Origin of the sequence: Vibrio cortegadensis, from assembly GCF_024347395.1 — a bacterium.
Taxonomy (GTDB): domain Bacteria; phylum Pseudomonadota; class Gammaproteobacteria; order Enterobacterales; family Vibrionaceae; genus Vibrio; species Vibrio cortegadensis.
Genome location: NZ_AP025472.1, coordinates 2,888,165 through 2,902,322 on the forward strand (window position 1 = coordinate 2,888,165; position 14,158 = coordinate 2,902,322).

Annotated in this window: 9 protein-coding genes; 7 read left to right on the forward strand and 2 right to left on the reverse strand. The window is 46.1% G+C overall.

Going from position 1 to position 14,158, the window contains the following annotated elements:
* The first annotated feature begins 2 nt into the window (after positions 1 to 2).
* Positions 3 to 1,706 (forward strand): sodium:solute symporter family protein, encoded by a 1,704-nt coding sequence (locus tag OCV39_RS13450; protein WP_017053206.1) that lies wholly within the window; start codon positions 3 to 5, stop codon positions 1,704 to 1,706.
* Positions 1,707 to 1,821: 115 nt separating this feature from the next.
* Here OCV39_RS13450 and OCV39_RS13455 read toward each other — a convergent pair whose 3' ends face one another.
* Positions 1,822 to 5,259: a PAS domain-containing hybrid sensor histidine kinase/response regulator gene (locus OCV39_RS13455; protein WP_136995238.1), complete on the reverse strand. Its 3,438-nt coding sequence runs from the start codon at positions 5,257 to 5,259 to the stop codon at positions 1,822 to 1,824.
* Positions 5,260 to 5,414: 155 nt separating this feature from the next.
* Positions 5,415 to 6,605: a 3-phenylpropionate MFS transporter gene (locus OCV39_RS13460; RefSeq protein WP_261888615.1), complete on the reverse strand. Its 1,191-nt coding sequence runs from the start codon at positions 6,603 to 6,605 to the stop codon at positions 5,415 to 5,417.
* Between the two features lie 239 nt (positions 6,606 to 6,844).
* Here OCV39_RS13460 and OCV39_RS13465 point away from each other — a divergent pair, with 239 nt between their 5' ends.
* From OCV39_RS13465 to accC, 6 genes are all read left to right on the forward strand, one after another.
* On the forward strand, positions 6,845 to 8,671 hold the full coding sequence (locus OCV39_RS13465) for a DUF294 nucleotidyltransferase-like domain-containing protein (protein ID WP_261888616.1): 1,827 nt from the start codon (positions 6,845 to 6,847) through the stop codon (positions 8,669 to 8,671).
* Between the two features lie 4 nt (positions 8,672 to 8,675).
* Positions 8,676 to 9,311: a 3'-5' exonuclease gene (locus tag OCV39_RS13470; RefSeq protein ID WP_017053202.1), complete on the forward strand. Its 636-nt coding sequence runs from the start codon at positions 8,676 to 8,678 to the stop codon at positions 9,309 to 9,311.
* Between the two features lie 230 nt (positions 9,312 to 9,541).
* A complete protein-coding gene (gene acs, locus OCV39_RS13475; protein ID WP_017053201.1) occupies positions 9,542 to 11,491 on the forward strand; it encodes an acetate--CoA ligase in 1,950 nt (649 codons plus the stop codon).
* Between the two features lie 293 nt (positions 11,492 to 11,784).
* Complete coding sequence (gene aroQ, locus OCV39_RS13480) at positions 11,785 to 12,234, forward strand: type II 3-dehydroquinate dehydratase (RefSeq protein ID WP_113795413.1); 450 nt, start codon at positions 11,785 to 11,787, stop codon at positions 12,232 to 12,234.
* Between the two features lie 90 nt (positions 12,235 to 12,324).
* The gene (accB, locus tag OCV39_RS13485; protein ID WP_113795412.1) at positions 12,325 to 12,786 is read left to right on the forward strand and encodes an acetyl-CoA carboxylase biotin carboxyl carrier protein; all 462 of its coding nucleotides are present in this window, start codon (positions 12,325 to 12,327) and stop codon (positions 12,784 to 12,786) included.
* 15 nt (positions 12,787 to 12,801) lie between these two features.
* Positions 12,802 to 14,145, forward strand: coding sequence for an acetyl-CoA carboxylase biotin carboxylase subunit (gene accC, locus OCV39_RS13490; RefSeq protein WP_113795411.1), 1,344 nt, complete (start codon positions 12,802 to 12,804; stop codon positions 14,143 to 14,145).
* The last annotated feature ends 13 nt before the right edge of the window (positions 14,146 to 14,158 follow it).

Below are 14,158 nucleotides of genomic sequence, written 5' to 3' on the forward strand. Positions count from 1 at the left end.
ACATGGATATTCAAACTTGGACGTTTATATTGGTCGGTATTACCTTTGCGGTATATATCGGTATTGCTATCTGGGCTCGTGCTGGATCAACCAGTGAGTTCTACGTTGCAGGCGGTGGCGTACACCCTGTAGCAAACGGCATGGCAACCGCCGCTGATTGGATGTCAGCAGCATCCTTTATCTCTATGGCAGGTATCATCTCATTCGTTGGTTACGACGGTGCGGTTTACCTTATGGGTTGGACAGGTGGTTACGTACTACTTGCGCTATGTTTAGCCCCTTACCTACGTAAATTCGGCCAGTTTACGGTGCCTGATTTCATTGGTGAGCGTTACTACTCGAAAACAGCTCGTATGGTAGCGGTATTCTGTGCAATCTTCGTATCGTTTACGTACGTTGCAGGTCAGATGCGTGGTGTGGGCGTTGTATTCTCCCGTTTCCTCGAAGTTGATATTAACCTCGGCATCATCATCGGTATGGGTATTGTGTTCTTCTACGCAGTGCTTGGTGGCATGAAAGGCATCACTTATACGCAGGTTGCTCAATTCTGTGTTCTCATTTTCGCTTTCCTTGTCCCTGCGATCTTTACCTCAATTATGATGACGGGCAATCCACTACCACAAGTCGGTATGGGTTCTACAATTACGGGTAGCGATGTTTACCTACTCGACAAACTGGATGGCTTAACGGAAGAGCTCGGCTTTACCGCTTATACCGAAGGTAATAAGAGCATGGTCGATGTCTTCTTCATCTGTGCTGCTCTAATGGTTGGTACTGCGGGTCTGCCACACGTAATCATTCGTTTCTTCACCGTTCCTCGTGTTCGTGATGCGCGTATCTCAGCAGGTTGGGCACTACTGTTCATCTCATTGCTTTACACAACCGCACCAGGTGTTGCTGCCTTTGCTCGTGTAAATATGATTGAAACAATTAATGGCCCGGACATGCAAGGTGTCTCTGGTGAAGAAGCACCAAGCTGGTATAAAAACTGGGAAAGCACAGGTCTTGTTGGCTGGGAAGATAAGAACGGCGATGGCAAGATGTTCTACTCGGGCGATGAGCGTAACGAGATGAAAATCAACCGTGACATTATCGTACTAGCATCTCCAGAACTTGCAAAACTACCAAACTGGGTTGTTGGCTTACTGGCGGCAGGTGGCTTAGCGGCTGCACTATCAACCGCTGCGGGTCTATTACTGGTTATCTCAACGTCTATCTCACATGATTTACTGAAGAAAGGCTTTAGACCTAACATGACCGACAAACAAGAGTTGCTCGCCGCTCGATTGGCTGCAATGGTTGCGATTGTTGGTGCGGGTTACTTAGGTATTAACCCTCCAGGCTTTGTTGCACAGGTGGTAGCGTTCGCATTCGGTCTTGCTGCGGCGTCCTTCTTCCCTGCAATTATCCTAGGTATCTTCTATAAGAAGATGAACAAAGAAGGTGCGATTGCAGGTATGTTGGCAGGTATCGCCTTCACAGCAAGCTACATTATCTACTTCAAGTTCATCAACCCAGCAGCAAGCTCACCTGAAAACTGGTGGTTTGGTATCAGCCCAGAAGGCATCGGTACGCTAGGTATGTGTCTAAACTTTATTATCTCTATTGCGGTAAACAAAGTAACGGCTGAAGTTCCTGAAGATGTACAAGAGATGGTTGAGTCTATCCGTTTCCCTAAAGGTGCGGGTGAAGCTCACGACCATTAATCCAATAAGGACTGAGCTTGTAGGTAGCTCAGCCCCTCACGGAAACCAAAGCCGATGCCATTGCATCGGCTTTTTTATTTGTTGAAATAATATGGGCTATGCCTAATGTTATGATTTACCCTTTATCGACTCGATTCAATATCGTCCTTAACTTCAATGGCTTGACTGGCTTGGCAATGAAACTAAAGCCGTTACCTTTAATTCCGTCCATCATGTCGTCGGTACGATCTGCGCTAATGATCACGCCTTCAAAACTATCACCCAAACGCAGACGACACTGTTGCAATACCTCAAGCCCGGTTCTGCCATTGTCGAGTCGATAATCAGAGAAAATGACATCGGGCACCCAGCCATTCTCTAACGTTTTAAGACTTTGCATTAAATCGGTCGCGGTTTTCACTTCACATCCCCAACGAGCCAATAAATCCTCCATCCCCAATAAAATCTCCGTTTCATTATCGACACACAACACTCGAATATGATTAAGGTCTGAATTCGTTTCCTGTTTCAAAGCTTGCTGCTCGGGTTCCACATACTGTGACTTCTCTAGCGTCAGAGAGAAGACGCTGCCTTTATCTGGCCATGAACGCATTGATATTTGATGATCCAGAACATGAGCAATCCCTTTTGAAATCGCAAGACCAAGCCCTAACCCTTGATCGGAACGAACTTGGCTACCTCGGTTAAACTCTTCGAATATCTCTTGCTGTTTATCTTGCTCGATTCCAATGCCGTTATCCCACACATCAATGCGAACTTGACCTTTCACTCGCCTTACCCCAAGAACCACTTTGCCTTTAGGATTGTATCGAAAGGCGTTGGTCAGAAAGTTTTGCACTACCCGTCTCAGTAATTTAGGGTCAGACATGACATACAACGAAGAGGGCATCATGTGGAAATCGATCCCTTGTTGCTTGGCGAGAGCACTGAAATCAGCATTTAAATTAGCTAAGACATCATTAATAGCAAAACTGTGTACATTTACGTCCATCTTTCCAGATTCTAACCGCGAAATATCAAGCAAGTCGCCAATCAAATCTTCCCCTGCTTCCAATGCACTTTCAATGTAACTGGCCAAGCGCTTCACTTCTTTATCTTGCGCGACTTCCGTTAATGAAGATGAAAACAGACGAGCCGCATTCAACGGCTGCATAAGATCATGGCTCACCGCCGCCAAAAATCGTGATTTAGACTGCGACTCCAGTTCGGATTTTTGAGTCGCTGAGACTAATTTTCGGTTCAGGGTTTCTAACTCTTGAGTCCTTTCATGCACTCGAAACTCCAACGTCTCATTGGCATCTTTAAGTGCCTTTTCGGCCTCTCTAAATACGGTGATATCGGTAAAGCTCATCACAAACCCACCGCCCGGCATGGGGTTACCTTGCACTTCAATCACTCGTCCATCCGCTCGGGTTCGAGAAGAGGTGTGCCGAGAACCTTGCTCTAAATGATAAACCCGACGCTTAACATGCTCTTCTGGATCTCCGGGTCCACATAAACCTTGCTCTGCATTATGGCGAATGACATCTGAAATCGGTCGCCCAACTTGAATGAGCCCAGCCGGAAACTCAAACAACTCTAAATAACGCTGATTCCAAGCCACCAGCCGTAGCTGTTTATCCACCACGGCGATGCCTTGGCCTATGTGTTCAATCGCCCCTTGCAGTAGCCCCCGGCTAAAGTCATACAGTTCAGACGCTTCATCGACAATGGTCGCCACTTCCTCTAGCTGCATGTTTTTACCCTGCAATGCCGAAGTAAGCACTAACTTTGCAGACGAGGCTCCAAACACACCAGCCAACACTCTTTCGGTATGCCGAATCAAACCGGAAGGGGCTTGCTGATTGGGCAATAGTACCTTGCTGTGCTGTGTCCAGTAGTGCTTGAAGGCCGTTTTCACTCGCTTTCGTCCAACAAAACGAGATGCCAACATTTCTAGTTCCGCGACCGTAACGCGGCTTTGATACAAGCTGATGTTTTCGTTTTCTGGCATCGGTGTGCCAACAAAGGAAGCCGATTGTAAGCGCTCACTTAGACTTGGACGAGTGACCATGGAGATCAACACGTAGCAGAGTGCATTTAGCGTCACACTCAGAACGATGCCCCAATCCGAGGCTTGAAGGTTAAATTGAGCCAGAAACTCAGGCGGTGTGATCACCCACAGCAACACATTACTTCCAGCGTCTCCAGCGAGCATGTCGGTCTGGCTCATTAAGGTCATCAACCAAATAATGAAACCCACAAGTAACCCGACATAAGCACCTTTTCGGTTCCCCTGTCGCCAATACAATCCACCAATGAGTGCCGGTGAAAATTGTGCAATTGCGGCAAATGATAGGAAGCCGATAGCGGATAAAGAGTGAATGCTGTCGAGAACTTGATAGAAGCCCCAAGCACCAAGAAGCAGTAACAAAATGAGCGCCCGACGGATCATCAGTAACAGGCCAGAAAAGTGTTGGTGAGTACGCTGAGTTAAACGCATTCTTCTCAGCAAAAGAGGCATCACCAAGTCATTGGAAACCATGATTGCCAAGGCGATGGTCGATACAATCACCATACCGCTGGCCGCCGAAGTTCCACCTAAAAATGCCAAAAGAGCAATGTCACTGGCTCCGACCGCCATCGGAATACTGATTACGAAAGTATCAGCAGGACTTGAGCCGAGTAAACCTTGTCCGACCCAAGCGATAGGCAGCACAAACAGCCCCATCAAAATCAGATAAATCGGAAATAACCAACGCGCGGTGTGCAGATCTTGCGCGCGTTCATTTTCAACCACCATGGTATGAAATTGGCGTGGTAAGCAGACAATCGCCAGCATGGTTAAAATAGTATGGATGATCAGTGTCGGTATATTAGGGGATTGATAGGTCAGCGACGCAATCTCAAACAGATCAATACTGTCCCGATTCCACGCTAAATAGATGATAAAGCAGCCGACCGTCAGAAAAGCAACCAGCTTGATGATGGACTCAAATGCCACCGCCATCATCATGCCTCTATGATGCTCGGTATTATCAATATGGCGGGTGCCAAACAGCATGGTAAAGATGGCAAGTGCCCCGACAACAAACCAAGAGACATGATAATTACCATATCCGAACTGTTCGGCTAACTGAGGGGCAACAATATCCAGCCCCATGGTAATTCCACGAAGTTGCAACGCGATATAAGGCAAAATGCCCACCACCGCAATTAACGTCACCGCCACCGCTAAGCCTTGAGATTTACCATAACGGGCAGCAATAAAATCCGCTATCGACGTAATATGTTCACGCTTGGCAATTAGAATCAACCGAGCGAGGAGTCGCCACCCTAAGGTGAAGACAAGAATTGGCGCGATATAGATGGGCAAGAATGACCACGGGTTATTACTGGCTTGGCCTACGGTGCCGTAAAAGGTCCATGAGGTACAATACACCGCGATCGACAGACTATAAATCCAAGGTCGCCAACGTGCCAGCCACTTGGTTTGCCGATCACCATACCAAGCGATCAAAAACAGCACACCCAAATAGGCGAGAGAAACAGGAACGACAATCCAACCTTGCATCCAGTATATCCTTGTTTTCACACCGCCCAATTAACCGCGCGTCAGCCGTTACATCAAGTGGCGTTACAGTCCATGTAACAAAAAAAGCCAAAGCAATCATCATGCTCTGGCTTTTCATTTAACTAAGGATAGTTTTTGAACTCAATCAACTGGCTCTAATTCTGTGGTTTAGGCTCAGATTTTGTGGCTAAAATTGCATCATCTTGTGTATCCGTTGCATCTACTCGCACAAATAGAGCCAATACACCCATCAATGCCATCCCCCAGAATACATTGGCGCCCCACTGTTCATACCCCCAACCACTTAATGTCGTCATCAGTGCAATTACCGCCCCTAATGGAAGTGCATTATACAGTGCCTGTAGTGCCACCATTTTATGCTGTGGTGCCGATTGGATATATTGAATGGCCGCGATATGAGCAAGCGCAAAAGTCACACCGTGCAGCAACTGGATAACAACCAGAGCCACCAGCATCGTCGTTGAAGCCGTTAACCCCCAACGAGCAATCACACCAAAAGAAGCAACCAAAAATAGCGTTCGTAATGACCAACCAGAGAAAAAACGTTTACTGAATGCGAAAACTGCAACTTCGGCTACCACCCCAAGACTCCATAGATAGCCGATGATGACTTCGGAATGCCCTGCTTCTTTCCAATAAATAGCACTAAAACTGTAGTAGGCGGCGTGGCTTCCTTGAATCAAAGCAATTAAAGTCAGAAAGCGGATAATCGGCCACTCTTTGAGTAACTCTGTCAGTTTCGGTCTTTCTGCATGCTCTTCATGTTCGGTCACAGGCATCACATTAGGGTTACGCATTGCGACCAGCATCGAGAACAACACCCCTGCCATTGCGGTATACAAAATCATATCCGAACCATACTGCGCGACTAAAAAACCAACTGCAGTTGAACCAGCAATAAACGCAATTGAGCCCCACAAGCGAGTGCGCCCATAATCAAGCATCTTTAAGCGACTGTAATAGTTTGCCATGGCATCGGACAACGGAATAATGGGACCACAACATAGGTTGAATAAGATCGTCGCAGCCACCATGAGCAAGAAACTGCCACCAGTGAAAAAGTGAAAACCAACAAAAATTAACGCTGCGAAGCTTAACCACCGAAGGGCGGGCATCAAATGTTCCACTTTATGAATCCGTGGCGTTAACACTAAATTCGCCACACAACGGGTTGCAAAACCAATCCCCATTAAAATACCGATATCGGTCGGCGATACACCTTGCCCCTCAAACCATAGCGCCCAAAAAGGCAGATACACCCCATACGCAAAGAAGAAACCAAGAAAATACTGAGAAATCCAGCCATAAGGAGAAGGGTTAAACATTGGCGTGTCCTACAAAAAGTCACATGGGAAGAAAGATCCGCGCAATTATGCACTGTCAGACAACATGAAAAAAGGGAATAAAATCGTAAGCGTATTTCCGCATTCTATAAATCAAACAATAAGGGCGATATTTTTCTCTCAGAAGAGAAACAAATTTCGTTATTAGACCAAAGTCGTCTGGAGGTTAAACGGTATTTTGCCACACTAGAGTCAGCCTCTTAATGTAAGTGAACTCTGCTATGCCTGAAAAATTCAATATGCAAGCGCCTCCTTTTGACCGACTCACAGAAAAGCAGCAGCGAACGCTACGCGCTTCATTAGATGTCGCTTACTACCGAGATAAAGAGACCATCATCGCCGCCGAGCAGCCGTCCCATTACCTTTATATTTTAATTAAAGGGGCCGTAGAAGAGCGATCTGCAGATGGCAAAGAGGTTTTCGCTCACTACGCTAACGACGATATGTTTGATGTTCGTGCGCTATTTGATTCTCACACCAAACACCAATACATCACCCTAGAAGATACGCTGTGCTATTTACTGTCCAAAGAGGTATTCATTGATCTCTATAATCAAAACGGCCAGTTTGCCGCCTATTTTGATAACAACTTAGCCAAGCGACAAGCATTAATTGAATCGGCTCAGCAACAGCAAAATCTTGCTGAATTCATTCTAACCAAAGTGGATGCCAGCATTTATCACCCCCCAATGATTTTGCAACCAGATCAGCCGATCAATGACGTCACCAAGCAGCTAAAAGAGCACGCTTTAGATTCAGCACTTGTTCAACTGTCTGAAGACGACCCTCGACGCATAGAGAACCCAACCCTTCACCCTTATGCGATCGTGACTCGGACCAATATGTTGCATGCGGTCATGCTAGATCAACGTCCACTCGATACGCCCGTCAGTCAAATCGCCACCTTCCCTGTCTTTCATGTCGATGATGGTGATTTCCTATTTAACGCCATGATCACCATGACTCGTAACCGCATGAAACGCGTGATGGTATGCGATGGAAATGAAGCGGTCGGCATGCTCGATATGACTCAAATATTGAGTTCATTCTCTACCCATTCGCACGTGCTAAGCCTGACGATTGCACGAGCATCCAGCGTTGAAGAGCTTGCACTGGCTTCCAATAAACAACGACAATTGGTTGAAAGTTTATTGGGCAATGGCATACGTACTCGCTTCATCATGCAACTCATCTCGGCGGTCAATGAGCAGATCATAGAGAAAGCATTCGAACTCGTGGTTCCACCAGCTCTGCATGATCAGTGCTGCCTTATCGTGCTTGGTTCCGAAGGTCGCGGCGAGCAGATCATCAAAACCGACCAAGACAATGCGCTCATCCTTAAAGATGGATTACAGTGGCAACAGTGTGAATCGGTCATGAATACTTTAACCCACACGCTGCAACAGCTTGGTTACCCACTCTGCCCCGGTAATGTCATGGTGAATAACGAAAAGTGGGTGAAGAGCCAAACAGAATGGAAGTCGACACTGTCAAAATGGGTAAAAAAGGCGCGTTCAGAGCAAGTGATGGATATTGCAATTGTCGCCGACGCTCATGCCGTGGCGGGAAATAGAGAGCTCTTAGCACCGATTAAAACGCATTTAAGTGAACTCATGGCGGATCAAGAGCTAATCCTCATGGAGTTTATTCGCCCTGCCTTAAATTTCTCCGTGCCACTCACCCTCTTTGGCAATGTGAAAAAATCAAAATCAGGCGTCGATATCAAGCAAGGGGGTATTTTTCCGATTGTTCATGGTGTTCGGGCTTTGAGTTTAGAGCACAAAATCAGGGTGAATAACACATTTGAACGTATCGACGCTTTAGTCCAACAAAAAGTATTGGAGCAAGAGACCGCGGACAATCTCAGTGAAGCTCTCAAACAGTTCTTTAAGCTACGTCTGGCTCAGCAACTTTCAGAACAACATAGCGGCAATAAAATCGACATTAAGCTATTAGAGCGAACCGAACGTGATTTGCTTCGCCACAGCTTGCATGTGGTCAAAAAGTTTAAGCAATGGCTTGGCTATCACTACCAAGTGAGAGATTAAACCAATGAACTGGCTCTCTCGAAAATGGTGGCACTATAAACTGCAAGGCTCCGCTTATCAGTCGCTATTCGCTGCGCCACAACAAGGCGAGTTTGTCTCTTTAGATTGTGAAACGACCAGCTTAGATCCCAAGCGAGCCGAACTCGTCACCATTGCCGCCACTAAAATTATCGATAACCGGATCATCACCAGTCAACCTTTTGAAGTTCGTTTAAGAGCCCCACAATCGCTAGATTCTGGCTCAGTAAAGATTCACAAAATACGCCATCAAGATCTTCTCGATGGCGTCAGTGAAAAACAAGCCTTAGAAAAACTACTCGCCTTTATCGGCAATCGACCGCTTGTCGGTTATCACATCCGCTACGATAAAACGATTCTCGATATCGCGTGTAAAAAACAACTCGGCTTCCCCCTCCCCAATCAGTTGATTGAAGTCAGTCAAATCTATCATGATCAGCTCGAAAAGCGGCTGCCAAATGCCTATATCGACTTAAGCTTAGATGCGATCTGTAATCACCTTCAGTTACCCATTCAAGACAAACATGACGCACTACAAGATGCGATATCTGCCGCACTGGTTTTTGTTCGCCTGACCAAAGGTGACTTACCCGAATTCACATCAGCTTACTTTAAACATTAACCCTATCTGCCAACTAAAACCCGCAGGAGCCGATCAACCTCTCATTTATAACCTAGTTAACCTCCCGATAATTAAGCATAAATCTCACACTCATCCTAAAGTCTAATTGTAGAAACTCGCCTACTGGCAGAGAGTTATAGGCATAGCGGTATTCAATATCAAACAATCACAACAACGCCTAAACGGAATTTGCCCAGAAGATAAAAGATCAAGGCACAAGGAGAGATGCAATGAGTGAAGCCCATATTTATCCAGTAAAAGAGAACATCAAAGCGCAAACCCACGCCGATGAAGATACCTACCTAGCGATGTACCAGCAATCCGTTTCAGATCCAGAAGGATTCTGGGGCGAACACGGGAAAATAGTAGACTGGATTAAACCCTTTACTCACGTAAAAAGTACGTCTTTCGATACGGGTCATGTTGATATTCGCTGGTTTGATGACGGTACACTCAATGTGTCAGCCAACTGTATTGATCGCCACCTAGCGGAACGCGGTGATGAAGTGGCGATTATTTGGGAAGGCGATGACCCAGCCGATGATAAAACCCTAACCTTTAATCAACTTCACAAAGAAGTGTGCCTGTTCTCAAACGCTCTCAAAGAGCAAGGAGTTCGTAAAGGTGACGTCGTTTGTCTTTACATGCCAATGGTGCCCGAAGCGGCTGTCGCAATGTTAGCTTGTACTCGTATTGGCGCAGTCCATACCGTCGTATTTGGCGGGTTCTCACCTGAAGCACTTTCTGGTCGTATCATTGACTCGAATTCAAAAATTGTCGTCACTGCGGATGAAGGTGTTCGTGGTGGACGAGCAGTACCTCTGAAGAAAAACGTCGATGAAGCGCTGACCAACCCTGATGTAAAAACCATTGATAAGGTCATCGTATTCAAACGTACTGGCGGTGATGTGGAATGGCACGATCATCGTGATGTATGGTGGCATGAAGCAACATCAACGGTTTCTGAAATTTGCCCCCCAGAAGAGATGAAAGCGGAAGATCCACTATTCATCCTCTACACATCCGGCTCAACAGGCAAACCTAAAGGCGTGCTGCATACCACAGGTGGATACCTCGTCTATGCCACAATGACATTCAAATATGTCTTTGACTACCAGCCAGGCGAAGTGTTCTGGTGTACCGCCGATGTGGGTTGGATTACAGGGCATACTTATCTCATTTATGGCCCACTTGCCAACGGGGCGAAAACCATTCTGTTTGAAGGTGTTCCTAATTACCCGAACACCAATCGCATGAGTAAAGTGGTCGATAAACACCAAGTAAATATTCTTTATACTGCGCCGACTGCTATCCGAGCATTAATGGCGAAAGGTAACGAAGCGGTTGAAGATACCTCACGTAGTAGCTTACGCATCATGGGATCGGTTGGTGAACCGATTAACCCTGAAGCATGGGAGTGGTACTACAAAACCATAGGTAATGAAAATTCACCGATTGTTGATACTTGGTGGCAAACAGAAACAGGCGGGATCCTCATTGCCCCACTACCAGGAGCAACCGACCTAAAACCGGGGTCAGCCACTCGCCCATTCTTCGGTGTACAACCGGCGTTAGTCGATAATATGGGGAATATCATTGATGGCGCCGCTGAAGGTAACCTGGTTATTCTCGATTCATGGCCAGGCCAAATGCGTACCGTTTATGGCGATCACGAGCGCTTCGAACAGACCTACTTCTCAACCTTCAAGGGCATGTACTTCACCAGTGACGGTGCAAAACGAGATGAAGACGGTTACTACTGGATCACCGGTCGTGTGGATGATGTTCTCAACGTATCAGGTCACCGAATGGGAACCGCAGAAGTCGAATCCGCGCTCGTTGCATTCGATAAAATTGCTGAAGCTGCGATTGTTGGTGTGCCACATGACATAAAAGGCCAAGCCATCTACGCTTACATCACTCTTAATGATGGTGAATTCCCAAGTGCAGAGCTGCATAAAGAAGTCAAAGATTGGGTTCGTAAGGAGATTGGCCCGATAGCTACGCCAGACGTACTGCATTGGACTGACTCCTTACCAAAAACACGTTCAGGTAAAATCATGCGTCGTATTCTGCGTAAAATCGCTACCGGAGACACCAGTAACCTCGGAGATACATCCACCCTTGCCGACCCGAGTGTTGTTGATAAGCTGATTGCTGAAAAAGCAGAACTTGCCTAAGACATTTAATTAATCACAAGCCGCCAGCGTATTGGCGGCTTTTTTGATCCATTCCAGCTCACAAATATCCGTATTAAATGGCAGGATAACGACCATTTTTGTTAACTTGGTTACAAAAACCATCCCCCTAACAGAGAGATAAGACCAGTAAATTGCTGCCATTTGCGCTGAATTAGCTATAATCTGGTTCTAAATTTAAAAATCAGTGTTTTTTTCACTAGAAATTAACGCTGATTTGTAAATAATATGGGAATATTGGTATTCGTTTCACGATAAAGGAAGATAAGCCCAAGATGCCTGCAAAGTTAAGCATTCTACTTCTGAATGGCCCAAATCTTAATCTACTCGGTTTAAGAGAGCCCGCACATTACGGTTCTCAAACGTTAGATCAAATAGTGACGGCCCTGTCAGAACAAGCCAAGGAAGCCGAGGTGGAGTTAACCCACCTGCAATCAAATCGTGAATATGAACTGATCGAAGCAATCCATGCCGCATACCAAAAGGTTGATTTTATCATCATCAACCCTGCCGCTTTTACTCATACGAGCGTAGCACTACGTGATGCATTGCTCGGGGTTGCGATCCCATTTATTGAAGTGCACTTATCCAATGTTCATGCACGTGAACCATTCCGCCATCACTCATATCTATCCGATAAAGCAGAAGGCGTTATTTGTGGATTAGGCGCGCAAGGTTATCAATTCGCTTTGGCTGCGGCGCTGAACAAGCTCCAGTCAAAGTAATCTATTCATTACATATGAATAGATAGAACTAATACTTACCTACTCGGTCATAGAGTTTAGGTCACTTAACAAGACAAAGAGAAAGAAAAGATGGATATTCGTAAAATCAAAAAACTTATCGAACTAGTAGAAGAGTCTGGTATTGCTGAACTTGAAATCTCTGAAGGTGAAGAGTCGGTACGAATCAGTCGTAACCACACTGGTGCACCAGCTCCAATCCAATACGCAGCAGCACCGATGGCCGCTCCTGTAGCAGCACCAGTAGCCGCGGCACCAGTTGCAGCAACAGCAGAAGAATCAGCTCCAGCTGCACCAGCAGGACACCAAGTTCTTTCGCCAATGGTTGGTACTTTCTACGGTGCTTCAAGCCCTGATGCAAAACCATTCGTAAAAGTAGGCCAACAAGTTACTGCTGGCGAAACTCTTTGCATCGTTGAAGCGATGAAAATGATGAACCAAATCGAAGCCGATAAATCTGGTGTTGTGGTTGCAATTCTTGTTGAAGATGGCCAACCCGTTGAATTTGATCAACCACTTGTTGTGATCGAATAATAGAGGTCACTCGATATGTTAGATAAATTAGTTATCGCAAACCGTGGCGAAATTGCGCTACGTATTTTGCGTGCATGTAAAGAGCTTGGTATTAAAACCGTTGCGGTACACTCAACTGCTGACCGTGATTTAAAACACGTACTTCTTGCTGACGAAACCATCTGTATTGGTCCTGCTCGCGGTATCGACAGCTACCTGAACATTCCTCGCATTATTAGTGCAGCGGAAGTAACTGGTGCGGTTGCGGTTCACCCAGGCTACGGCTTCCTATCTGAAAACGCAGATTTTGCAGAGCAAGTAGAACGCTCTGGCTTTATCTTTGTTGGCCCTAAAGCGGAAACCATCCGCATGATGGGCGACAAAGTATCGGCTATCACATCAATGAAGAAAGCGGGCGTTCCTTGTGTACCAGGTTCAGACGGCCCTCTTAACGATGATGAAGCGAAAAACAAAGCTCACGCAAAACGCATCGGCTTCCCAGTTATCATTAAAGCATCTGGCGGCGGCGGCGGTCGTGGTATGCGTGTTGTTCGTTCTGAAGCAGAACTGACAGAAGCTATCGCGATGACGCGTGCTGAAGCAAAAGCATGTTTCAACAACGACATGGTTTACATGGAGAAATTCCTAGAAAACCCTCGTCACATTGAAGTTCAAATTCTTGCAGATGGCCAAGGTAATGCAATCCACCTAGGTGAACGTGACTGTTCTATGCAACGTCGCCACCAAAAAGTAGTGGAAGAAGCTCCGGCACCAGGCATCACTGAAGAGATGCGTAAATACATTGGTGAGCGTTGTACCCGTGCTTGTATCGAAATTGGTTACCGTGGTGCTGGCACATTTGAATTCCTATACGAAAATGGCGAATTCTACTTCATCGAAATGAATACTCGTATCCAAGTTGAGCACACTATCACTGAAATGGTGACTGGTATCGATTTGGTAAAAGAGCAACTACGCATTGCTGCTGGTCAACCGTTATCATTCACACAAGATGATATCAAACTGCGTGGTCACTCAATTGAGTGCCGTATTAACGCTGAAGATCCTGTACGATTCCTACCTTCTCCAGGCAAAATTCAACGCTTCCACGCTCCAGGTGGTATGGGCGTTCGTTGGGAATCTCATATCTACACGGGCTACACAGTACCGCCACATTACGATTCAATGATCGGTAAGCTTATCACTTACGGTGAGAACCGCGACGTTGCTATCGCTCGCATGAAGAACGCCCTTTCAGAAATGATTGTGGAAGGTATTCACGTGAACGTACCGCTACAGCAAGCCATTATGAATGACGAGAATTTCCAACACGGTGGTGCAAACATCCACTACCTTGAGAAAAAACTTGGTCTTCAATAATCACTTTTAGCTT

What these genes read in the sequence shown, in the direction of transcription:
- OCV39_RS13470 (WP_017053202.1), top strand. Translation starts at nt 8,676, where the DNA reads ATGAACTGGCTCTCTCGAAAATGGTGGCACTATAAACTGCAAGGCTCC.
- OCV39_RS13450 (WP_017053206.1), top strand. Translation starts at nt 3, where the DNA reads ATGGATATTCAAACTTGGACGTTTATATTGGTCGGTATTACCTTTGCG.
- accC (WP_113795411.1), top strand. Translation starts at nt 12,802, where the DNA reads ATGTTAGATAAATTAGTTATCGCAAACCGTGGCGAAATTGCGCTACGT.
- OCV39_RS13465 (WP_261888616.1), top strand. Translation starts at nt 6,845, where the DNA reads ATGCCTGAAAAATTCAATATGCAAGCGCCTCCTTTTGACCGACTCACA.
- acs (WP_017053201.1), top strand. Translation starts at nt 9,542, where the DNA reads ATGAGTGAAGCCCATATTTATCCAGTAAAAGAGAACATCAAAGCGCAA.
- OCV39_RS13455 (WP_136995238.1), bottom strand. Translation starts at nt 5,259, where the DNA reads ATGCAAGGTTGGATTGTCGTTCCTGTTTCTCTCGCCTATTTGGGTGTG.
- accB (WP_113795412.1), top strand. Translation starts at nt 12,325, where the DNA reads ATGGATATTCGTAAAATCAAAAAACTTATCGAACTAGTAGAAGAGTCT.
- OCV39_RS13460 (WP_261888615.1), bottom strand. Translation starts at nt 6,605, where the DNA reads ATGTTTAACCCTTCTCCTTATGGCTGGATTTCTCAGTATTTTCTTGGT.
- aroQ (WP_113795413.1), top strand. Translation starts at nt 11,785, where the DNA reads ATGCCTGCAAAGTTAAGCATTCTACTTCTGAATGGCCCAAATCTTAAT.